We start from the raw sequence: 24,367 nt of genomic DNA on the forward strand, positions 1-24,367 counted from the left end.
AGGGAGACACCGGTGCCGAGCGCGCTGGTCAACGGAATCCGGCTGCACTACGACGTGGCGGGCCGGGGCGACCCCGTGGTCCTCGTGATGGGCCAGGGCGCCACCGGCCGGGCCTGGCATCTGTACCAGGTACCCGCGCTGGTGGCGGCCGGGCACCGGGTGGTCACCTTCGACAACCGGGGCGTCCCGCCCACCGACGAGTGCCCGGGCGGGTTCACCATCGACGATCTGGTCGCCGACACCGCCGCACTCGTCGAACACCTCGGCATCGCGCCGTGCCGGTTCGTCGGGGTCTCCATGGGCGCGTACGTCGTCCAGGAGCTGATGCTGGCCCGGCCCGAACTGGTCGTCCAGGGCGCCTTGATGGCCACTCGGGGCCGCACCGATCCGCTGCGCGCGGCCGTGTCCGCCGCCGAACGTGCCCTGCTGGACAGCGGGGTCGCGCTGCCGCCCGGCTATGCGGCCTGGGTACGGGCGCTGGAGAACCTGTCACCGGCCACCCTCAACGACGAAGAGGCCGTCCAGAACTGGCTGGAGCTCTTCGAGTTCTCCCCGCCGCCGGCCGGACCCGGTGTGCGGGCCCAGCTCGAACTGGTGGTGCCGGAGGGGAGACTGGCGGCCTACGCGGGGATCAGGACGCCCTGCCTGGTGATCGGCTTCGCCGACGACGTGACCCTGCCGCCGCAGCTGTCCCGTGAGGTGGCCGAGGCGATCCCGGCCGCCGCCTACCGGGAGATCGAGGACTGCGGCCACTACGGCTACCTGGAACGACCGGACGAGGTGAACCGCGCGCTTCTGGAGTTCTTCCACACCCGACCAGATTAAATTAGGTTAGCCTCACCTAAGTATCTACTCAGGGGGTACTGGTGCAGCGCACCCTGCTCAACGGCAAGATCCACCGAGCAACCGTGACCCAGGCCGACTTGCACTATGTGGGATCCGTGACCATCGATCAGGACCTCATGGAGGCCGCCGACATCGTCGACGGCGAGATGGTCCAGGTCGTCGACATCGACAACGGCGCCCGGCTGAGCACCTACGCCATCACCGGCGCACGCGGCAGCGGCGTCATCGGCATCAACGGCGCCGCCGCCCACCTCGTCCACCCCGGACACCTGGTGATCATCATGTCCTTCGCCGTGCTCGACGAGTCCGAACGGGCCGCCCACCGGCCCCGGGTCGTGCACGTCGACAAGACCAACCGGGTCGTCGCCCTCGGCGCGGATCCCGCGGAGCCGGTGCCAGGGGCGCCGGACCAGCTCCCGGGAGCCGTCGGCGAGCCGCACCGGGACCGGGCTCTCGCCGAGCCGCACCGGGACCGGGCTCTCGGCGAGCCGCACCGGGACCGGGCCCTCGCCGAGCCGCGTCATGACGAGATCGCCACCCCGCCGAACCAGGAGAGGAACTGACCCATGGCCAACCCGTTCGACGACGAGAACGGCGTCTTCCGCGTCCTGGTCAACGACGAGGGCCAGTACTCGCTGTGGCCGGACTTCGCGCCCGTCCCGGCCGGCTGGACCGGCGTCCACGGCCCCGACACCCGGGCCGCCTGCCTGGACCACATCGACCGGCACTGGACGGACATGCGCCCCCGCAGCCTCGCCGAGGCCATGCGCAGGACCGGGGCCTGATGCCGGCCCGCACGGGCGTGGCGGACGTGCTGCCCCTGTCACCGATGCAGGAAGGCATGGTCTTCCACGCGCTCTACGACGATCACGCCCCGGACCTCTACACCGGGCAGCTCACCGCCCGCCTCCACGGCCCCCTCGACCCCGACCGGATGCGGACGGCCGCCGCGGCGCTGGTGGCCCGGCACGCCAACCTGCGCGCCGCGTTCCGCACCCAGCGCTCCGGCCGCCCGGTCCAGGTCATCCGCACCGAGGTCCGCACACCCTGGCAGGTCACCGACCTCACCGGGTTACCGGAACGGCAGCGCGAGGCGGCCTTCGAGCGGCTGCTCGCCGAGGACCGGGAACGGCGGTTCGAACTCGCCCGCCCGCCCCTGCTGCGGTTCCAACTGGCGAGGCTCGGCGCCCGCGACCACCGGCTGGTGCTCTCCTCCCACCATCTGCTGTGGGACGGCTGGTCGGCGCCCCTCCTGGTACGGGAGCTGTTCCAGCTGTACACCGCAGGCGGCGACCCCTCCGCGCTGCCCCGCGTCCGGCCCTACCGCGACTACCTCGCCTGGCTCGCCCGCCAGAACCGCGAGGCAGCCGCCCGGGCATGGTCCGCCGCCCTCAAGGGACTTGACGAACCGTCACTGATCGCGCCCGGCGCCCCCGAGCACCCGGCGGCCCCACCCGAACGGCTCGTCGTGGAACTCCCCGAGGACGAGACCGCCGCACTGAACCGCGCCGCCCGTACCCACCGACTGACCATGAGCAGCGTCCTCCAGGGCCTGTGGGCGATCCTGCTCGCCCGGCACACCGGCCGCACGGACGTCGTCCTCGGCGCCACCGTCTCCGGCCGCGACGCCGATGTGCCCGGCATCGAGTCGATGATCGGCCTGTTCATCAACACCCTGCCGGTCAGGGTGCGGTTGCGGCCCGACGAACCGCTGGCCGACCTGCTCGCCCGGGTCCAGAAAGAGCAGTCCGCCCTGCTGGACCACCGGCACCTGGGCCTCGCCGATGTGCAGCGTGCCACCGGACACGGCATCCTCTTCGACACCCTGCTCGTCTTCGAGAGCTACCCGATCGACGACGACGGCATCGCCCGCGCCCTCGACGGGCTGCGCATGACGGACGTCGCGGTCCGGGACGCCACCCACTACCCGCTGGCCCTCACCGCCCTGCCGGGCCCCCGTCTCACCCTCACCTTCAGCCACCAGCCGGCCGTCCTCGACCAGCCGGCGATCACCCGCATGGCCGAGCAACTGCGCCTGTTGATCGAGGACTTCGTGCACCGCCCCGAGCGCCCCGTGGCCCGGCTCACCAGCCCCGCGTCCGACCTGCCGCCCGCCGCCGGGCCGGCCTGCCACCCCGCGGTCCGCGCCCTCATCGAGGCACAGGTCGCCCGCACCCCCGACGCCCCGGCCGTCCGCCACGGCGACCGGACCCTCACCTACGCCGAACTCAACGCCCGCGCCGAACGGTTGGCCGCGGCCCTCACCGCACGCGGCGCAGCACCCGAGTCCGTCGTGGCCGTCGCGCTGCCGAGGAGCCCGCACCTGGTGATCGCGCTGCTCGCCGTGCTCAAGACGGGCGCCGCATGCATGCCCGTCGACCCCGCCCACCCCGTCGAGCGCATCGCCCTGATGCTCGGCGAAGCGGAGCCCCGCCTGGTCATCTGCGAGCCCGACACGGCACGGCGGCTGAACATCGACCCGGACGCGGTCTGCCCGCCGGACGCGACCGCCGACCTGCGCGGACCACGGCCGCCCCTGTCACCCGACAACCCGGCCTACCTGATCTTCACCTCCGGTTCCACCGGCCGGCCCAAGGGCGTCCTCGGCACCCAGCGCGCCCTCGCCAACCGGCTGCTGTGGGGGCGGGAACTCCAGGGCGGCGACGCGCCAGGCGTCCGCCTCGCCAAGAGCCCGGTCAGTTTTGTCGACGGGCTCGTCGAAGTCCTCCACGCCCTGGTCAACGGCGACACCCTGGCCCTCGCCGACGACGCGGCGAACGGCGACCCGGTCGCTCTCGCCGCCGTCGCCGACGCGCACCGGGCCACCGTCGTCACCGCGGTCCCGAGCCTCTACGCCGCCCTCCTCGAAGCGGCCCCGCCGGGCTCCTTCCACACGGTCCGCACCTGGATCTCCAGCGGCGAACCGCTCTCCGCGGAACTCGCCGGGGCGCTCACCCGCCGCTGGCCCGCCGCCCGGCTCGTCAACCTGTACGGCTGCTCCGAGGCCGCCGGCGACAGCCTCGTACACAGGTACGACGGCGCCGCGGGCGACGTCCCCCTCGGGCGGCCCGTCGCCGGCACCCGCGTCCACGTCCTCGACCCGTTCCTGCGGCCCGCCCCCGTCGGCGCGCGCGGCGAACTGTATCTCGCCGGGGACGGACTCGCCCGCGGCTACCTCGGCCGGCCAGGACGCACCGCCGAACGCTTCGTCGCCGACCCGTTCGGCCCACCCGGCAGCCGCCTGTACCGCACCGGCGACCTGGCCAGGACGCGGGCCGACGGCACCGTGGAGTTCCTGGGCCGGGCCGACGACCAGGTCAAGATCAGGGGCGTCCGGGTGGAACCCGGCGAGATCGAGGCGGCGGCCCGCGCCCTGCCGGGCGTGGCACGGGCGGCGGTCGTGGCCCGGGAGGACGGCCCAGGACCGCGTCGGCTCGTCGCCTACGTCGTACCGGAACCGCCCGCCGCACCCGACGCCCTCGCCCTGCGCCGTGCGCTCGCCGAGCGGCTGCCCGGTCACCTCGTACCCTCCGCCGTCGTCCTCCTGGACGCGCTGCCGCTCACCCCGAGCGGCAAGCTGGACCGAAACGCCCTGCCCGCCCCCGACCTCGCCCGGGCGCACCGCTGCGCACCGCCGCGCACCGCACCTCAGAAGGTGCTGTGCGCGCTGTTCGCCGAAGTGCTCGGCCTGGAACAGGTGGGCGTCGACGACGACTTCTTCGAACTCGGCGGGGACAGCATCGTCTCCGTGCGACTGGCCGACCGGGCCCGCAGAGCGGGACTCGCCCTCACCCCCCGGGACGTGTTCACCCGGCGCACCCCCGCCGGCCTCGCGGCGGCCGCACCGGACGAACCCGGCCCCGCCGCCGAGGAGCACACCGCGACCGCCGCGCCGCTCGTGTCCCTGAGCCCGGCGCAGCTCGACAACGTCAAGGCGAGGTGGAGGAGCCGATGAGCGAGGAGCCCGTGGACGACGGTTCCCTGGTCGAGGACGTGCTGCCGCTGTCCCCGCTCCAGCAGGGCCTGCTGTTCCACGCCCTGTTCGACGAAGGCGCCCAGGACGTCTACACCATGCAGACCCTGGTGGAGATCGAGGGACGCCTGCGCCCCGGACAACTGCGCGCCGCCGCCGAGGAACTGCTCGCCCGGCACGCCAGTCTGCGCGGCGCCTTCCTCCACGAGGACCTGGACGAACCGGTCCAGGCGGTCCTGAAACAGGTGCCCGTCGACTGGAAGGAGACCGAGGCCGGCGATGCCGCCGAGGCGACCGCCCTGGCCGCCGCCGACGCCGCGGCCCGCTTCGACCTCACCGACCCACCGCTGCTCCGCTTCACCCTCGTCGCCCGGGGCGGCGACCGGCACCTGCTGATCCTCACCAACCACCACCTTGTCCTCGACGGCTGGTCCGTCCCGCTGCTCGTACGCGAACTGCTCCAGCTCTACGCCGCCCGGATCGAACCGGGCGCCGCCCCGCCGCTGCCCGCGGTCCGCCCCTACCGTGACTTCCTCGCCTGGCTCGCCTCCCGCGACCGGGACACCTCGGCGCGGGCCTGGCGCGAGGCGCTGGCCGGGGCCGCACCGACCCTGCTCGCGCCCGTGGCCGCGGGGGTCGTACCGGTGCCGCCCGAACTGCACACACTGCGCCTGACCGAGGACCTCACGGACGCCGTGCGGGAGCTGAGCCGCAGCAAAGGCGTCACCGCCAACACCGTGGTGCAGGGCCTGTGGGCGCTGCTGCTGGCCCGGCTCACCGGCCGGGACGACGTCGTCTTCGGCGCCACCGTCGCCGGACGGCCCGCCGAACTCGCCGGAGCCGAGACCATGATCGGCCTCTTCATCAACACCGTACCGGTGCGGGTCCGGGTGCCGCCCGGCGAACCGGCCGGCACCTATCTGCGCCGCCTCCAGGACGAACAGGCCCGGCTGATGGACCATCACCATCTCGGCCTCACCGAGATCCAGCGGCTGGCCGGCGCGGGCGACCTCTTCGACACCCTGCTCGTCTTCGAGAACTACCCGATCGACCAGGCGTCCCTCGCGGCGGCCGAGCAGCGGGCCGGGCTGCGGATCGCCGACGTCAGGGGATCCGGGGCCACCCACTACCCGCTGACCCTCGCCGTGCTCGCCGAGCGGCGGCTCGGCCTGGTCTTCGAGTTCCGGCCCGACTGCTACGACCGCGGCCGGGTGGAGGAGATCGCCGAGCGCTTCGAGCGGCTGCTGCGGACCGTCGTCGCGGACCCCGGGCTGCCGCTGGCCGCCCTCGGCGTCCTCGCGCCCGCGGAGCGGGCGGCGCTGCTGGCGCTGGGCACCGGCGCGCGACCGCGGGTCGCCCACGGCACGCTGCCCGAAGTGCTTCAGACACAGACCGGCGCCACCCCGGACGCGGTCGCCGTCGTCGGTGCCGGGCAGCGGCTCACCTTCACCGAGCTGAACGTGCGGGCCAACCGGCTCGCCCGGCTGCTCGTCGGCCTCGGGGCCGGTCCCGAACGGATCGTCGCCCTCTGCCTGCCGCCGACCCCGGACACCGTCACCGCCCTGATCGCCGTGCAGAAGGCGGGCGCGGCCTATCTGCCGCTCGACCCCGCCTGGCCGGGCGAGCGGATCGCCGGGATGCTCGCGGACGCCGGCCCGGTCGCCCTGCTCGCCGTCGCGGACACCGCCCCGGACGAGGACACCCTGGCCGGTGTACCGCTGCTCCGCCTGGACGACCCCGCCGTCCGGCAGCGCCTCGCCGACACCGACGCCACCGACCTCACCGACGCCGACCGGCTCGCCCCCGTCCACCCCGAACACCCGGCCTACGTCATCTACACCTCCGGCTCCACCGGACGCCCCAAGGCCGTCGTCGTCCCGCAGCGTGCCCTCGTCAACCTCTACGCCGCCCACCACGCGGCCCTGCACACCCCCGCCGCGTCGGCCGCCGGCGGACGGCCGCTGCGCATCGGGCACGCCTGGCCGACCGCCTTCGACGCTTCCTGGCAGCCGATGCTGTGGATGTTCGCCGGGCACGAACTGCACCTGGTGCCCGACGAGGTGCGCCGCGACCCGGACGCCCTGCGCGCCTTCCTCGCCGGGCACGGCATCGAGTTCATCGAACTGTCACCCTCCCTGCTCGCCGAACTCGTCTCCCAAGGCGGCGACTGGCGCGCCGAGTTGAAGGTGCTGGGCGTCGGCGGCGAGGCCGTACCGCCCGACCTGTGGCGCATCCTGCGCGCCACCGAAGGACTCGCCGCGCACAACCTGTACGGGCCCACCGAGTGCACCGTCGACTCAGCCGACTGCGACCTCGCGCTCAGCGAGCGCCCCGCGATCGGCCGCCCGGTCGCCGGCGGCACCCTCTACATCCTCGACGGCCACCTCAACCCCGTACCGATCGGCGTCGACGGCGAACTGTACATCGCGGGCGCGGGCCTGGCCCGCGGTTACCTCGGCCGTCCCGGTGGCACCGCCGGCCGGTTCGTCGCCGACCCGTTCGCCGAACACCCCGGCGCCCGCATGTACCGCACCGGCGACATCGCCCGGTGGACCGAGGACGGGCTCGTGGAGTGCCTGGGCCGGATCGACGACCAGGTGAAGATCCGCGGCTACCGCATCGAGCCGGGCGAGATCGAGGCGGCCCTGCTGGACCACGCCCTGGTCGAGCGGGCCGCCGTCGTCGTCCGTGAGGACACGCCCGGGGTACGGCGGCTGGCCGCCTATGTGGTGACGGCACCCTCGGCGCCGGACGACGAGGAGACGGCCCGGCTGCTGCGCCGCGACATGGCCGCCGTACTGCCCGACTACATGCTGCCCTCCGCGTTCGTCACGGTCGACGGCTTCCCGCTCACCCTCAACGGCAAGCTGGACACCGACGCGCTCCCGGCCCCCTCCCGCACCGCCGGGCCCGCGGCACAGCCCCCGCGCACCCCCGAAGAGGAACGCCTCACCACCCTTTTCGCCCAGGTGCTCGGACTGGACTCCATCGGCGTGCACGACAACTTCTTCGCCCTCGGCGGCGACAGCATCGTCTCCATGCGGCTGGTCAGCCAGGCCCGCGCGGCCGGAGTGGCGATCTCCCCGAGGGACGTCTTCGAGCACCCGACGGCCGCCGGGCTCGCCGCGCGCGCCGGCACCGTCGCACCACCGCGGACCGCCGGCCCCGACGCCGGGACCGGCGAGATCCCGCCGACCCCGATCCTCGCCTGGCTCACCGAGCGGGGCGGCCCCTTCCGCGGGCTCAGCCAGGCGCGGTTCCTCAGGACGCCCGCCGGCCTCGACCTCGACGGCCTGCACCGCACCGTGCAGACCGTCCTGGACCGGCACGACCTGCTGCGGTCCACGTTCACGCAGGACGGCGACGGCACCTGGCGTCTTCGGGTCGCGCCCGCCGGCACGGCACGTGCCGCGGACTGCGTACGGCGGATCGACACCGAACGGCTCGACCACACGTCCGTCGGCGCGCTGGTTCCGGAGGCCTTCGACGAACTGGTGGGCGAACTGGACCCGGAGACCGGGGTCGTGGCGCGCTTCCTGTGGTACGACGCCGGACCCGGGAACGAGGGCCGGCTGCTGGTGGTGCTGCACCATCTGGTCACCGACGCCGCCTCCTGGGGCGTGCTGGTGGCCGACCTCGCGGCGGCCTGGGCGGCAACGCCCCTGTCACCGGCCGGCACCTCCTTCAAGGAGTGGGCCGAAGGGCTGCGGGACGAGGCCCGCTCGGCGCGCCGCGTTGCCGAACTCCCCTTCTGGCAGGACGTACTGGACCGGCCCGAGCCGACCCTGGGCAGCGACCGCCTCGACCCCGCCGTCGACACCCGCGCCACCGTCCGCCGGCACTACACGACCCTCGACACCAAGCTCACCGGACCGGTGCAGGAGACCCTTCTGACCGCGCTGGCGCTCGCCGTCCCGAGGTGGCGCCGCGCCCTCGGCCGGACCGGACCCGACGGCGACACGTCCGTGCTGATCGCCCTCGAAGGACACGGCCGCGAGGAACACCTGCTGCCCGGCGCCGACCTGTCCGCCACCCTCGGCTGGTTCACCAGCCTCTTCCCGGTCCGCCTCGACCCCGGCGGCGGACCCGGTGACGACCCGGTGCGCCGGATCGGCGACCAGCTGGCCGCGCTGCCCGACAAGGGGATCGGCCACGGACTGCTCCGCTACCTCAACCCGGACACCGCGGCCGTGCTCGCCGAACTGCCCGAACCCCAGATCGAGTTCAACTACCTCGGCCGCATGACCCTGGGCGAGCGCGGCGACAGCGCGGTGTTCACCGGTGCTCCCGAGACCGGGGCCATGGGCAGCGGCGCCGACCCGGGGATGCCGGCACCGTACCCCCTGGTCGTCGACGCGGTGATCAACGGCCGGGAGCTGAGCGTCTGCTGGCAGTGGCCGCAGCGGCTCTTCACCGAGGCGGAGATCCGGGACCTCGCCGCCCTCTGGTCGCACTCCCTCCAACTGCTGCTGAAAGGCGGAGCACTGTGACCGAGACCCATGCCGCCCCGGGTGATCTCGCGTCCCGCAGGCGTGAGCTGCTGCGGCGCAGGCTGGCGAGCGCGGGACTGGCCGACGCGCAGGACCGCTCCGAGCGGATACCGCCCCGGCCCGCCGGCGCCGGACGGCTGCCGCTGTCCTACGCCCAGGCACGGATGTGGCTGCTCCAGCAACTCGGCCCGGACAGCCCCGCGTACAACGTCTGCCTGGCCGTCCGGCTGTGCGGCCCGCTGGACCCGAGCTGTCTGCGCGCCGCCCTGCAAGGGCTGCTCGACCGGCACGAGGTGCTGCGCACCCGCTTCCCCGTCGCGCCCGACGGCACCCCCGAGCAGGTCGTCGACGCCGTCGCCGACCTGGAGTTCGCCGCGGTCGACCTGGGTGCACTGGCCGAGGCGGAACAGGACCGCAGGGCCGACGCGCTCGCCCGGACGGCGTCCGCGACACCGTTCGACCTCGCGGGCGACCACCCGCTGCGCGCCCTGCTGATCCGCAGGACGGACCAGGACCACACCCTCGTCCTCACGGTCCATCACATCGCCTGGGACGGTGGCACGTTCAACGCCCTCTCCCACGACCTGAGCGCCCTCTACCGGGCCGCGACATCGGGCGGGCGCGCCGCGCTGGAGCCACTGCCCCTCCAGTACGCCGACTTCGCCCACTGGCAGCGCGCCACCTGGACCGAGGAACGGCTCGCCGACCACCTCGACCACTGGCGCGCGGCGCTCGTCCCGCCGCCCCGGCCACCGGACCTGCCCACCGACGCGCCGCGCACCGCACAGCCCACCGCGCGCGGCGACCGGCGGTTCCACACCTTCGCACCCGAGGTCACCGAGCGGTTCACCGCCTTCGCCCGGACCACCGGCGCGACCCCTTTCATGGTGCTCCTCGCCGGCCTCTCCGCCCTGCTCCATCGCACCACCGGCGCCACCGACATCCCGGTCGGCTCGGCCGTCATGAGCCGCGACCTGCCCGGCCTGGAGCAACTGATCGGCAACTTCGGCAACACGCTCGTCCTGCGCGCCGACCTCGACGGCGACCCCGGATTCGGTGAACTCGTCGAGCGGGTACGCCAGGTGTGCACCGACGGATACGCCCACCAGGACATGCCGTTCGACCTGCTGGTGGAGCGGCTGAGGCCCGACCGGCACTCCGGCCGCTCCGTCTACTTCGACGTCATGCTGCTCTTCCTCACCCACGGACTCGAAGGGCCGCGGCTGCCCGGGGTGACGGCACGATGGGAGACCGTCCACAACGACACCACCCAGTTCGACCTCTCCCTGGAGGCGTTCCTCACCGACGGCCGGCTGCGCATCGAGGCCACCTACCGCAGCGAGCTGTTCACCCCGGACACCGTCGACGGCCTGCTCCGGCGACTGGAGACGCTGCTCGCCGCCGCCCTCGCCGACCCCGAACGCGCCGTCTCCCGGCTGCCCCTGCTGACCGCGGCCGAGGAGCGACGGGTCCTCGCCGACTGGAACGACACCGCGCACCCCGTCCCGCACACCACCCTCACCCACCTCCTCGACCGCCAGGCGCGCCGCACCCCCGACGCACCGGCGCTGGTCTCCGGATCCGTCGGACTCGACCACGCCGAACTCCACGCCCGCGCCAACCGCCTCGCCCGCCACCTGATCGCCCACGGGGCCGGGCCCGAACGCCTGGTGGGCATCGCCCTGGACCGCGGCCCCGACCTGGTGGTGGCGCTCCTCGCGGTGCTCAAGACGGGCTCCGCCTACCTGCCGCTGGACACCGGATACCCCGCCGAGCGGCTGGCGTTCATGATCGAGGATGCCGACCCGGCACTGGTCGTCACGGCCTCCGGCGCCCTGCCCGCTAACGACGTGCCGACGCTCCTGCTCGACGACCCGCAGACACGCGACCGGATCGCCGAACTCGAGGCAGCCGAACTCACCGACGGGGAACGGCTCCACCCCCTCCTGCCGGAGCATCCCGCCTACATCATCTACACCTCGGGCACCACCGGCCGCCCCAAGGGCACCGTCGTCACGCACCAGGCGATCGCCAACCGCCTGCTGTGGGTGCAGGACGCCTACGGACTCGGCCCGGACGACCGGGTGCTGCAGAAGACACCGGCCGGTTTCGACGTCTCCGTCTGGGAGTTCTTCTGGCCGCTGATCACCGGCGCCGCGCTGGTGCTCGCCCGCCCCGGCGGACACCGCGACCCCGGCTACCTCGCCGGACTGATCCGCGAACAGCGTGTCACCACCGCGCACTTCGTGCCCTCCATGCTGCGCGTCTTCCTGGACGAACCGGCCGCCGCGACGGCCCGGGGCGTGCTGCGCCGGGTGTTGTGCAGCGGCGAGGCCCTGCCCACCGACCTCGCCGACCGCTGCCTCGCCCTGCTGCCGGGCACCGCGCTGCACAACCTGTACGGGCCGACCGAGGCCGCGGTGGACGTCACCGCCTGGCCCTGCGGCGAAGGCACCGGGTCGGCGGGCGGCTCCGTCCCCATCGGACGCCCGGTGTGGAACACCCGCACCCTGGTCCTCGACGCGTGGTTGCGCCCCGTCCCACCGGGCGTACCCGGCGAGCTCTACCTGGCCGGCACCCAACTGGCCCGCGGCTACCTGGCCCGCCCCGGCCTGACCGCCGCCCGTTTCGTCGCCGACCCCTACGGCCCGCCCGGCACCCGCCTCTACCGCACCGGTGACCTCGTCCGCTGGACCCCGCACGGCACCCTGGAGTTCCTGGGCCGCACCGACGACCAGGTCAAGATCCGTGGTTTCCGTGTCGAGCCCGCCGAGGCCGAGGCCGCCGCGGCGGCCCTGCCCGGCGTCTCCCAGGCCGCGGTGACGGTACGTCAGGATCAGTCCGGTGAGCCGGGGTTGGTGGCGTACGTCGTCCCCGTGCCGGGCGCCGCCCTCGACCCGCTCCAGGTGCGCCAGGACCTCCGGGCGACGCTGCCCGACCAGCTCCTCCCGGCCGCCGTGGTCGTCCTGGACGCCCTGCCGCTCACCCCGAACGGCAAGCTGGACCGCGCCGCCCTGCCCGCCCCCGACCTCGTGGGCCTCACCACCGCGACCGCGCCCCGCACCGAGGCCGAGGCGCGCCTGTGCGCGCTCATCGCCGACCTGCTCGGCCTGCCGTCCGTCGGCATCCACGACGAGTTCTTCGCACTCGGCGGCCACTCGGTCCTGGCCACCCGGCTCGTCGGCCGCGTCCGCGCCGAACTCGAGGCGACGATCCCGCTGCGAGCCGTGTTCGACACCCCGACCGCGGCGGCGCTCGCCCCGCTCCTCGACACCCCGGGCGACCAGCGGCCCGTCCTCACCCGGGCCGACCGCCCCGACCCGCTGCCCCTGTCGTCCGCGCAGGCCAGGCTCTGGTTCCTGTACCGGCTTGAGGGCCCGACACCGACGTACAACATTCCCACCGCCGTCCGGCTCACCGGCCCGCTCGACCACGCGGCGCTGCGCGCGGCCCTCGACGACGTGGTGGGCCGGCACGAGGCGCTGCGCACCGTCTTCCCTGACGACGACGGCACCCCCCGGCAGCAGGTACTGCCCGCGCCGGAGGCGGTGGTGCCCTTCACGGTGCGGGCCGCCCGACCGGAGGACATCGACGCCCTGCTCGCCGAGGCCGCCGCCCGCCCCTTCGCGCTGGACGCCGAGATCCCCCTGCGCGCCACCCTGTTCGCCCTCGCGCCGCAGGAGCACGTCCTGCTGCTCCTCGTGCACCACATCGCCACTGACGGCTGGTCCGCCGAACCCCTGCTGGCCGACCTGGAGACGGCCTACGCGGCCCGGCTGAACCACGGCGCACCCCCGTGGCCGCCGCTCCCGGTGCAGTACGCCGACTACACGGTCTGGCAGCAGCGGTCGCCGGCCGACCGTGACGATCAACTCGCCTACTGGACGCGCGCGTTGGACGGGCTGCCGGAGGAGCTTCAGCTGCCCGCGGACCGGCCCCGACCGGCCGTCGCCGGCTACCGGGCCGGAGCGGTCGACTTCACGCTCGACGCGGACGTCCACGCGGCGCTCGCGGGCTTGGCGGCACAGGCCGGCGGGACCGTTTTCATGGCGCTCCAGTCCGCGCTCGCCGTGCTGCTCGGGCGGCTCGGCGCCGGGGACGACATTCCCCTCGGGACGCCTGTCGCCGGTCGCGGGGACCGCCGACTCGACGACCTGGTGGGCCTGTTCGTCAACACGCTGGTGCTGCGCACCGACGTCTCCGGCGCCCCCACCTTCCGTGGGCTGCTCGCCCGGGTGCGCGAGGCCGACCTGGGCGCCTACGCCCACCAGGACCTCCCCTTCGAGGAGTTGGTGGACGCGCTCGCCCCGACCCGCTCGTTGGGCCGCCACCCGCTGTTCCAGGTGATGATCGCCCACCAGCAGGCCCCGCCCGGGACACGGCAGTTCGCCGGTCTCGGCCTGCGCGAGGAGCGCGTCGACTTCTACACCGCCAAGACCGACCTGGCTTTCCACCTCTTCGAACGGGCGGAGGCCGGCGGGATCAACGGCGCGCTGGTCTACAGCAGCGACCTCTACGACCCGGACACCGCACGGGACCTGGCCGAACGGTATGTCCGCCTGGTCACCGGCCTGGCCCGGCACCCGGACCGCCCGGTGACCGAGGCCGACGTGCTCACCCCGGGCGAACGCTCGCTGCTGCTGGGGGAGTGGAACGACACGGCGCACCCCATGCCGGTCACCACCCTCACCGCGCTGTTCGAGGAACAGGCCGCGGTGACACCCGGGCTCACCGCCGTCGAGTACGCCACCGCGGACGGCCGCTCGCTGACCTACGCCGAGCTGAACGCCCGCGCCAACGCCCTGGCCCGCACCCTGGCCTCGCTCGGCGTCGGCCCCGAGGGTTGCGTCGGCATCCACCTCGAACGCTCCGTGGAGATGGTCGTCGCCCTGCTCGCCGTCCTCAAGGCGGGCGGCGCCTTCGTCCCGCTGGAGCCGTCCTGGCCCGCCCGCCGGATCACCGAGGTGTGCCGCAGCGCCGCCCTCACCGCCGTACTCGCCCGATCCGGCGACGAGCACCCGCTGGGTGAGGACGCCCCGCCGGTCGTCGCCGTGGACCTCGCGGGTCCGGTGCCGCATGCCGGGAACCTGGACGTGCCCGTGGACCCCGAAGGTTTGGCCTACGTCATCTACACCTCCGGTTCCACCGGTGTGCCCAAGGGCGCCATGATCCGGCACCGGGCCATCGCACACCGGCTGCTGTGGCAACGCGGCCTGCTCGGTTTCGGCACGGACGACGCCGCCCTGTTCAAGGCGCCGCTCGGCTTCGACATCTCCATCAACGAGATCTTCCTGCCGCTCGTGCACGGCGGCCGGGTGGTGATCGCCGAGCCCGGCGGCGAACGCGACGTCGACTACCTCCTCGACACCGTCGAGCGCCACCGGGTGACCTTCGCCTACCTGGTCTCCTCGATGCTCGACCTGCTCCTCGAACAGGACGGGTTCGCCCGCCGGGCCGCCTCCCTGCGGCACGTGTGGTGCGGCGGCGAAGTCCTCACGCCCGAGCTGTTCGCCCGCTTCCGCGCCGCGAGCCCGGCGGTGATGTACCACGGCTACGGCCCCGCCGAGGCCACCATCGGCGTCAGCCACGTCGTCTACCGCACCGGCGCCGTCCGCAGCGCGGTCTCCATCGGCAGCCCCAACTCCAACACCCGTCTGTACGTCCTCGACGAACGCCTCAGGCCGACCCCCGTCGGCGTCCCCGGCGAACTGTACGCGGGAGGCGTCTACCTCGGCCGCGGCTATGTGAACGACCCCCGCCGCACCGCCGACCACTGGATCGCCGACCCCTTCGGCCCGCCCGGCGGGCGCCTGTACCGCACCGGCGATCTGGTCCGCTGGCAGCGCGACGGCACCCTGGAGTTCCTCGGCCGCGCCGACCACCAGGTCAAGATCCGCGGCATGCGGGTCGAGCTGGAGGAGATCGAGGCCGTCCTCGAACAGCACCCGGGTGTGCGCCGGGCCGTGGTGGTGATCCGGGAGGACGCGCCGGGCGTCAAGCAGCTCGCCGGATACGTCCTGGCCGCCGGCGACCCCGTGCTCCCGGCCGAGATCCGCGGCTGGCTCCAGGAGCGGCTGCCCGAGCACATGGTTCCGCGCACGCTGACCCCGCTCGACGCGTTCCCGCTGCTGCCGTCCGGCAAGGTCGACCGCACGAGCCTGCCCGCCCCGAAGACCACGGCCGCCCGTGCGACCCGGGCGCCCGAGAACGGCTGTGAACGGCTGCTGACCGACCTGTTCGCGACCGTCCTCGGTCTGGACGCCGTCGACGTCGACGACAACTTCTTCGAACTCGGCGGCGACAGCATCGTCTCCATCCGCCTGGTCACCCTGGCGCGCAAGGCGGGCCTCGCGGTCAGCCCCCGCCAGATCTTCCAGACGCCCACCCCCGCGGGACTCGCCGCCGCGGCCGTCCCGGACCGTCCCGCGCCAGGACGCGCCGATGTGCCGACCGGCGAGCTGGACCTCACCCCCGTCATGCGCTGGGCGGCGGGGCCCGACGGCCGCTACGGCGGTCTCGCCCAGGCGGTCCTGCTGGTCACCCCGCCCGGCCTCACCCAGGGGCAGCTGGCCGCCGTACTCCAGGCCGTCGTCGACCGCCACGACATGCTGCGCGCCCGGCTCACCGACGAAGGACGTCTGGAGGTGCCCGCCGAGGGCAGCGTGCCGGCCGAAGGGCTGCTCACCCGCGTGAGCGGAGTCGACGCGGTCGAAGGACTCGGTGCGGCCGTCGCCCGGCTCGACCCGCGAGCCGGACGCATGCTCCAGGCCGTCTGGTCGAAGACCCCCGACGGCGGCCCCGGGCGGCTGCTCCTGGTCGCCCACCACCTCGTCGTCGACGGTGTGTCATGGCGGATCATCGGCACCGAACTGGCCGAGGCATGGCAGGCGGTACGGGACGGACGGACCCCCCGGCCGCAGCGCTCCGGCACCTCCTTCCGCACCTGGAGCAGGCTGCTCGCCGAGGAGGCCGTCCGGCCCGGCCGCGTGCGTGAACTGCCCTGGTGGACAAGGGTGTTGGAGCGGGCGCGACCGTTCCTGGAACGCCCGCTCGGGGCCGCGGGTGCCGTACGCGAACGCACCCTGGTCCTGCCCGAGGACATCACCGCCGCCTTGCTCACCAGCGTGCCCGCCGCCTACCGGGCCGCCGCGCCCGAAGTGCTGCTCACCGCGCTCGCGTTCGCCACCGCCGCCTGGCGGGAGCGGCGGGGCGGCAGAGACCGGTCGCTGCTCGTGGGCGTCGAGGGGCACGGGCGCGTCGAGGAGATCGCCGACGGGGTGGACCTGTCCGCCACGGTCGGCTGGTTCACGACGTTCCACCCGGTCGGCATCGACCCCGGCCCGCTCGACCTGGACGAGGCACTGTCCGGCGGGCCCGCCGCCGGCCTGGGCATCAAACGGGTCAAGGAGCAGCTGCGCGCCGTACCGGACCACGGCCTCGGCTACGGCCTGCTGCGTCACCTCAACCCCGACACCGCGCCCGTGCTGGAGAAACTGCCCCAACCCCAGATCGCCTTCAACTACCTGGGCCGGTTCGCCGCGTCCGCCTCCACCGACGAGCCGTGGGCACTCGCCCCCGAGGCCCCGGTGCTGCGCGTCCCGCGCGACGGCGACCGGCCCGCCCGCTTCGGCCTGGAGATCAACGCGGTCGCCGTCGAGGAGGCCGGCGCCGTCCGGCTGCACATCGGCGCCGCCTGGCCCGAGGCCTTCCTCGGGCCCGCCGAGGCCGACGCACTCTTCGCCCTGTGGGAACGCGCGCTGCACGGACTCGCCCGGCACGCCGAGAGCACGCCGTCCGGCGGGCTCACCCCCTCCGACCTCCCCCTGGTCGAACTGACCCAGGAGGACATCGACGACTTCGAGAACGACGACCTGTGAGGGACACCCGAGATGACACCCGTGACGGCCCCCCACCCCTGGCAGCGGAGGAACCGGTGACGCAACACCCCCCGACGCAGCACCCCCCGGCCCCTGACGAGCTCCTGCGAGGGGTCACCGACGCCCTGGCCTCGGAGGAGACCCCGCCGGGCGAGGACGACAGCCTCATCGCCTGGGGACTCGACTCGATCACCCTGATGCGGATTGCGGGAGGCTGGCGCAAGCAGGGCGTCCGCGTCAGTTTCGCCGAACTCGCCAAGGAGCCCACCCTGCGCGCCTGGCGGTCACTCCTGGCGGCCGCCCGGCCCGCGCCCCCGGCTCCCTCCGCGGCGCCGCGGCCCGTCGCCGACCCGGGCGAACCGTTCCCGCTCGCGGTGATGCAGCACGCGTACTGGATCGGCCGCGGCGACGACACCACGCTCGGCTCCGTGGCAGCCCATCTCTACGTCGAGTTCGACGGCGCGGACGTCGACCCCCACCGCCTCGAGGGGGCCGTCCGCGCCCTCGTCGCCCGGCACGGCATGCTCCGCGCCCGTTTCACCGACGACGGACGGCAGCAGATCCTGCCCGAACCGGCCCGCCCCGCCACGGTCGTACACGATCTGCGGGACCTGGACGAGGAGAGCGCCGCGGCCCGGCTGGAGGACGTCCGGCACCGCTCCTCGCACGCCCGGCTCGACGTCGCCGCCGGCGAGGTGTACTCCGTACAGCTGTCCCTGCTGCCGCAGGGGCGCACCCGGCTGCACGTCGACGTCGACATGCTGGCCGCCGACGCGCTCAGCTACCGGGTGCTGCTCTGCGATCTCGCCGCGCTCTACGAGCACCCCGACACGCCCCTGCCGCCGATCGGCACCAGCTATCCGGAGTACCTGGCCGAGCGGCGCGAGATGCGCCGGCTGAGCCGGGAGCAGTCCCGCGCCTGGTGGGGCGGCCGGGTGCCCGCCCTGCCCAGCGCCCCCGAACTCCCGCTGGTCCCCGAGGCCGAGCGCACCGACCCCACCCGGGTCACCCGGCGCCATCACTGGCTGCCGCCGGAGGACAAACGGCGCCTGGCGACCCGCGCCCACCAGCACGGGCTCACCCCGGCCATGGCCGTGGCCACCGCCTTCAGCGAGGTGCTGGCCGCCTGGAGCGGACAGCCCCGGTTCCTGCTGAACGTCCCGATGTTCGACCGCCGAGGCTCCCACCCCGATGTCGACCTGCTGGTCGGCGACTTCACCAGTTCCGTGCTGCTCGACGTCGACCTGACCGAGCCGGCGACGTTCACCGAGCACGCCGTGCGCCTGCAGGACCGTATGCACACCGACGCCGCCCACGCCGACTACTCGGGCGTGGAGGTGCTGCGGGATCTGACCCGGCACCACGGCGAACAGGTCCTCGCACCCGTGGTGTTCACCAGCGCCCTCAACCTCGGGGAGCTGTTCGACGCGGGCGTCACCCGGTCGTTCGGCAAGCCGGCCTGGATCATCTCGCAGGGCCCGCAGGTGCTCCTCGACGCCCAGGTGACCGAGGTGGACGGCGGGCTGCTCCTCAACTGGGACGTGCGCGAGGACGCGTTCCCCAACGGGCTGATCGACGCGATGTTCGCCGCCTTCCGCGCACTGGTCACCCGGCTCGGCACCGACGGCACGGTGTGGGAGCGCCCCGTGCCCGCCCTGCTGCCCGGGACGCAGACGGCCGTGCGGGCGAGCGCCAACGCGACCGACGCGCCGCGCAGCCACCGGCTTCTGCACGAGGGCTTCTTCGCCCGCGCGGCCGAACGTCCTGGCGCCCCCGCCCTCCTGTGGGGTGACGAAGGCTCCCTGTCGTACGCCGAGTTGGCGGACCGAGTGCTGCGGACGGCCGGGGCGCTGGCCGCGCGCGGCGTCCGGCCGGGTGACACGGTGGCGGTCAGCCTGCCCAAGGGTCCCGACCAGATCGTGGCCGTGCTGGGTGTGCTCGCGGCGGGCGCCGCCTACGTTCCTGTCGGTGTCGAGCAGCCGGCCGCCCGCCGCGAGCGCATCCGGGCCACCGCCGGTTTCCGTCTGGCGCTGACCGACGGGCGGCCGCTCGACGGGGTCGAGACGCTTCCGGTCGCCGACGCCGTCCTCGCACAGCCGCTGCCCGAGCCGGTGGCGGTGGACGAGGAGCAGCCCGCCTATGTGCTGTTCACCTCCGGCTCCACCGGTGAGCCCAAGGGCGTGGACGTGCCCCACCGGGCCGCCATGAACACCGTCGACGACCTCAACGACCGCTTCGGCGTGGGCGCGGACGACCGCTGCCTCGCGGTGTCCGCCCTCGACTTCGACCTGTCCGTGTACGACGTGTTCGGGCTGCTGAGTGCGGGTGGCGCCGTGGTACTGGTCGACGAGGCGGACCGGCGCGAGGCCCGCCGGTGGGCCGACCTGGTCCGCACCCACCGCGTCACCCTCCTCAACTGCGCGCCGCCGCTGCTGGACATTCTGCTGCTGGCCACCGGTCCGGGTGAACTCACCGGACTGCGCGTGGCGTTGCTCGGCGGTGACTGGGTGGGCACCGATCTGCCGGGGCGGCTCGCCGAACGGGCTCCCGGCTGCCGGTTCATCGCGCTGGGCGGCACCACGGAGACCGCGATCCACTCCACGGTGTGCGAGGTGACACCCTCTCAGGTCCCCGCCCACTGGCGGGCGGTGCCGTACGGGACCCCGTTGCGCAACGTCCGCTGCCGGGTCGTGGACGGCCACGGCCGGGACTGCCCCGACTGGGTGCCGGGTGAGCTGTGGATCGGCGGGGACGGGGTGGCGCTCGGCTACCGGGGCGATCCGGTGCGCACGGCCGAGAAGTTCACCGGGTTGGACGGTGCGCGCTGGTACCGCACCGGCGACCTGGCCCGGTACTGGCCCGACGGCACCCTGGAGTTCCTGGGCCGCCGCGACCACCAGGTCAAACTGCGCGGATTCCGGATCGAGCTGGGGGAGGTGGAGGCGGCGCTCGCCGGGCATCCGGCGGTTCGGCGTGCCGTGGCCGGACTCGCCCGGTCACACGGCGTCCAGCTCGTGGCGGCAGTGGCCGCGGAAGGGGTGGACGAGGAGGAACTGCGGGAGTGGTCGCGTCATGTGCTGCCCCCGCACATGGTGCCGTACCGAGTCGTCGTCGTGCGCGAGCTGCCGCTCACCTCCAACGGCAAACTCGACCGGCGGGCGGTCGCAAGGCTGTGGCAGGCCCTGCCACAGCAGGGGACCGGACAGCGTGCCGCGGGCAGCGCGTTGGAGACGGTCGTGGCCCGGATCTGGGCTCAGGTGCTCGGCGTCGACCGCGTCGGCCTCGACGACGGGTTCTTCGCCCTGGGCGGTGACTCGGTGCTCGCCACCGCGATCGTCAGCCGGCTGCGCGAGGCGCTGGACAGCTCCGAGGTGTCGGTGCGCGCCCTGTTCGCCACCCTCACGGCGGGCGGCATGGCCAAGCGGCTGGCCGCGGGCGAGGAGACGCCCGGCCGGCTCGAACAGGTCGCCGCGATCCAGCTGGAGATCGAGCAGATGTCGGCCCAGGAGGTGGATGCGGCGCTGCGCGACGGCTGATGCGGACACGGAAGCGGCGGGGCGCCTTGCACGCCCCGCCGCTTTCTGCCGACCCGTTACTCGCCCAGCTTGGCGAAAGCGGGCTCCAGGTTGTTCAGCGCCCAGGGGATGCCCAGCACGGAGGGGCTTCTGAGCTGGCTGATGGTCTGGGCGTCGGTGACGAAGTAGTGGCCGTCCTTCACCGCGGACATGTTCTTCACCAGCGCACTGGACTCGAAGGCCTTCTGGAGGTCCTTGGTGGTGAACGCGATGATCGCGAGGTCGGCGTCCAGCTTGTCCAGCTGCTCGAAGGACAGCTCGCCGGTGGGGCTGCCGTTGACCGTCTTGATGTTCTTGACGGACGGGGTCAGGCCGAGGCCGAGTTCGCTCGTCAGCTTGGCGGCGAAGTCCGTCTCGGACGCGATGGTGTAGATCTTCGCCGGCGTGTTGCCGATGGACAGGCTGTAGGTCCTGCCGTCCAGGGCGGGGTGCTTCGCCTTGACCGCGGCAATGCCGCCCTCGGTCTCCTCGATGACCTTCTCGGCCTGTTCCTCCTTGCCGACGGCCTTGCCGACCACCTGGACGTGTTCCTGCCAGGACTGCCCGCCCCAGGCGGTGGCGTAGCCGATCGTCGGGGCCACCGCGGACAGTTTCTCGTAGTCCTTGTCCAGGGTGAAGTCCGACGTGGCGAGGATCAGATCGGGCTGCAGGGAGGCGATCTCCTCGTAGTCGACGCCGTTGAGCGTGTCGAGGAGCTTCGTCTTCCCGGTGTCGATCTCGTCCTTCAGCCACGGGTAGACCCCGTCTGGGCTCAGGGAGTCCTTGGACACGGCGATCGGGGTGACGCCGAGGGCGTAGAGCGCGTCGATGTCGTCGGTGCCGCCGTTGCCGACCACCACGATCCGCTTCGGGGCCGAAGCTATCTTCGTGTCACCGAACTTGTGGGTGAGGGTGACGGGGAAGACGGAGGACTTCCCGGTCTTGGCGGCGTCCGTCGGCGCATCGCTGTTCGAGTCGTCCTTGACGGAGCCGCAGGCGGCCAGCCCGGCGACCAGGGTCACGGTGAGAAGGGTGGTACGGAGGGATCTCGGCATGACGGTGCATCCCTTTTCGCAGGGGTGGGCAGGAGCCGCCTCAGCGGCAGTAAAGCAAGGTAAGGCTTACCTTATCAATGGCCGCCGTGTGGCTGGTAGGCCGACCGCGTCCGGGGCGGGCGGATGCAGCGTCCCCGGGAGGGGGTGCGGTGTCACGCGCGCCTAGGGGCGGGATGTGAGGTAGCCGCCCATCGTGCGGAAGTGCTCCGTCGCGGGCAGTTCCGTCCCGTCCTCGGTGCGCACGCGCTTGACGAGCAGTCCGCGGCGGCGTCCGGAGTGGGCGTCGGCGCCCGCCACGACGACCACCCCGTCGCCCTCGCGGATGAAGATCCGGCCCGGTGTGCCGCCGTAGTGCCCCTCGGAGACGTCGGCCTGCACGATCCTCAGGCGCTCGCCCCGGTGGAATGCGTACGCGTTCGGATACGGGTCCGACTGGGCCCGGACGAGGCGTTCCAGGCGCTCGGCCGGCCAGGTCCAGTCGATCCGGCTGTCCTCCAGGGACCGCTTGTGGAAGAAGCTCGCCCGGCTGCGGTCCTGGGGCTGCCAGTGCCCGGCGTCCTTGCCGGAGGCGATCAGGTCGAGCGACTCGCGCACGATCGGGGCGATCAGGTCGACGGTCCGGTGGAACAGGTCGGTCGCGGTGTCCGTGGGGCCGACCGCCACCGAGCGCTGCATCAGGATGTCCCCCGCGTCGAGTTCGCCGTTCATGCGGTGCGCGGTGACGCCGACGCGTGGCTCGCCGTTGATGAGCGCCCAGATGATCGGCGAGAAGCCGGCGTAGGACGGCAGCAGCGAGTCGTGGATGTTGAGGGCGCCGTGCGGGGGCAGATCGAACAGCTCCGGCGGCAGCCAGGTGCGCCAGTTGTTGGCGACGATGATGTCCGGCGCGGACTCCCGCAGGACGGCGAGGAGTTCGGGGTCGTCGGGGCGGTTGCGCAGCAGCACCGGGACGTCGTGCTTCTCGGCGAGTTCGGCGACGTTGTCGTTCCAGATCTTCTCGTAGGCGTGGTCGCTCTTGGGGTGCGTGACCACGAGGACGACCTCGTGGTCCGAGTCCAGCAAGGCCTGGAGCGTGCGATGACCCCAGGTCTGATAGCCGAACATGGCGACGCGCATGCGGTTCTCCCCTCCGGCTGCTCCGTTGCAAGGTTAGGCTAACCTTATCTAACATGTGGCTGCCTGAGGGAGGCGATGCCACGGTGAAGTCACCGCTCAAGGGAACCGACACCACCTACGACGTCCTCGGAATCGGTTTCGGGCCGTCAAATCTGGCGCTGGCCATAGCAGTTGAGGAACACAACGCGCGGCTTCCACCGGACGAACGATTCAACGCCCTCTTCCTCGAACGCCAGCCGGGCTTCGGCTGGCACCGGGGCATGCTGATCGGCGACGCCACGATGCAGGTGTCCTTCCTGAAGGACCTCGTCACGCTGCGCGATCCGTCCAGCGACTTCAGCTTCCTGTACTTCCTGCGCGAACGCGGCAGGCTGACCGACTTCCTGAACCAGAAGACGCTGTTCCCGCTGCGCGCCGAGTTCCACGAGTATTTCGAGTGGGCGGCCGAACGCCTCGGTCACCTGGTGGCCTACGACCATGTGGTGACCGCCGTCCGGCCGGTGCGCGACGACTCCGGCGCGGTCGCCTGCTTCGACGTCGTCTGCCGGGATCCCGACCGGCCCGGCCGCACGCGCAGCTACCGTGCCCGCGACATCAGCGTCGCGATCGGCCTGGAACCCCATCTGCCACCCGGCGTCGAACTGACCGAACGTGTCTGGCACAACAGCCAGTTACTGCCACGGGTCGCCGAACTCACCGCCGCGGGAACTGAGGTGCGCCGGGCGGTCGTCCTGGGCGCCGGACAGAGCGCCGCCGAGACCGTCGACTACCTGCACCGCTCCTTCCCGCAGGCGGAGGTGTGCGCGGTGTTCGCCAAGTACGGCTACACCCCCGCGGACGACAGCCCGTTCGCCAACCGGATCTTCGACCCGGAGGCCGTGGACGTCTACTTCGGGGCGCCCTCCGAGGTGAAACAGTCCCTCCTCGACTACCACCGCTCCACCAACTACTCCGTCGTCGACATGGAGCTGATCGAGGCCCTGTATGCCACCGCGTATCAGGAGAAGGTGGCCGGCCGCGAGCGGCTGCGCTTCCTCAACGTCTCCCGGATCCGCGACGTTTGCACCCGTCCCGGGGGAACGCTCGACGTCCGTGTCGAGTTTCTGCCGACCGGAGAGCAACAGGTGCTGGAGGCCGACGTGCTGGTGAACGCCACCGGCTACCGGCCGCGCGACCTCGGCGCCCTGCTCGGTGAGGCGGCCAAGGTGTGTCTGCGGGACGACGGGGACGCCTTGCGGGTCGACCGCGACCACCGGGTGGAGACCGCACCCGACGTCACCGCCGGGATCTACCTCCAGGGCAGCACCGAGCACACCCATGGGCTCACCTCGACGCTGCTGTCGACGACGGCGGTCCGCGCGGGCGAGATCCACCGGTCGCTGGTGGCCCGGCGCATGGCCGCCCGCTGACCACGCGCACCGGGCGGCGCCGGCCCGGACGGCTTCGGCCTCCGCCC

At 73.2% G+C, this 24,367-nt stretch carries 9 protein-coding genes and 1 pseudogene; 8 read left to right on the forward strand and 2 right to left on the reverse strand.

All coding sequences use genetic code 11. The features are described from left to right. Nucleotides 1–12 precede the first annotated feature (12 nt). From ACIRFL_RS01655 to ACIRFL_RS01685, 7 genes and pseudogenes are all read left to right on the forward strand, one after another. Complete coding sequence (locus ACIRFL_RS01655; protein ID WP_404023021.1) at nucleotides 13–825, forward strand: alpha/beta fold hydrolase; 813 nt, start codon at nucleotides 13–15, stop codon at nucleotides 823–825. A 41-nt stretch (nucleotides 826–866) separates the two neighbouring features. Next, nucleotides 867–1,250: pseudogene (gene panD / locus ACIRFL_RS01660) on the forward strand (aspartate 1-decarboxylase); the annotation flags it as partial. Nucleotides 1,251–1,412: 162 nt separating this feature from the next. Then, a complete protein-coding gene (locus tag ACIRFL_RS01665) occupies nucleotides 1,413–1,631 on the forward strand; it encodes an MbtH family protein (protein WP_404023022.1) in 219 nt (72 codons plus the stop codon). After that, the gene (locus ACIRFL_RS01670; RefSeq protein ID WP_404023023.1) at nucleotides 1,631–4,801 is read left to right on the forward strand and encodes an amino acid adenylation domain-containing protein; all 3,171 of its coding nucleotides are present in this window, start codon (nucleotides 1,631–1,633) and stop codon (nucleotides 4,799–4,801) included. The genes ACIRFL_RS01665 and ACIRFL_RS01670 overlap by 1 nt, the downstream gene beginning before the upstream one ends. Further along, nucleotides 4,798–9,309 (forward strand): amino acid adenylation domain-containing protein, encoded by a 4,512-nt coding sequence (locus ACIRFL_RS01675; RefSeq protein ID WP_404023025.1) that lies wholly within the window; start codon nucleotides 4,798–4,800, stop codon nucleotides 9,307–9,309. Before ACIRFL_RS01670 ends, ACIRFL_RS01675 begins: the two co-directional genes overlap by 4 nt. After that, the gene (locus ACIRFL_RS01680) at nucleotides 9,306–17,186 is read left to right on the forward strand and encodes an amino acid adenylation domain-containing protein (protein WP_404023027.1); all 7,881 of its coding nucleotides are present in this window, start codon (nucleotides 9,306–9,308) and stop codon (nucleotides 17,184–17,186) included. The genes ACIRFL_RS01675 and ACIRFL_RS01680 overlap by 4 nt, the downstream gene beginning before the upstream one ends. Before the next feature lie 56 nt (nucleotides 17,187–17,242). Then, nucleotides 17,243–20,722, forward strand: a complete 3,480-nt coding sequence (locus ACIRFL_RS01685) for an amino acid adenylation domain-containing protein (RefSeq protein ID WP_404023028.1) — start codon at nucleotides 17,243–17,245, stop codon at nucleotides 20,720–20,722. 56 nt (nucleotides 20,723–20,778) lie between these two features. Here ACIRFL_RS01685 and ACIRFL_RS01690 read toward each other — a convergent pair whose 3' ends face one another. Both ACIRFL_RS01690 and ACIRFL_RS01695 read right to left on the reverse strand, forming a co-directional pair. Then, a complete protein-coding gene (locus ACIRFL_RS01690) occupies nucleotides 20,779–21,795 on the reverse strand; it encodes an iron-siderophore ABC transporter substrate-binding protein (RefSeq protein ID WP_404023030.1) in 1,017 nt (338 codons plus the stop codon). 162 nt (nucleotides 21,796–21,957) lie between these two features. Then, complete coding sequence (locus ACIRFL_RS01695) at nucleotides 21,958–22,911, reverse strand: methionyl-tRNA formyltransferase (RefSeq protein WP_404023031.1); 954 nt, start codon at nucleotides 22,909–22,911, stop codon at nucleotides 21,958–21,960. Nucleotides 22,912–22,964: 53 nt separating this feature from the next. On the opposite strand from ACIRFL_RS01695, the gene ACIRFL_RS01700 reads away from it, so the two are divergent. Continuing rightward, complete coding sequence (locus tag ACIRFL_RS01700) at nucleotides 22,965–24,320, forward strand: lysine N(6)-hydroxylase/L-ornithine N(5)-oxygenase family protein (RefSeq protein ID WP_404023033.1); 1,356 nt, start codon at nucleotides 22,965–22,967, stop codon at nucleotides 24,318–24,320. The last annotated feature ends 47 nt before the right edge of the window (nucleotides 24,321–24,367 follow it).

This window comes from Streptomyces sp. NPDC102462 (assembly GCF_044765425.1).
Taxonomy (GTDB): Bacteria; Actinomycetota; Actinomycetes; order Streptomycetales; family Streptomycetaceae; genus Streptomyces.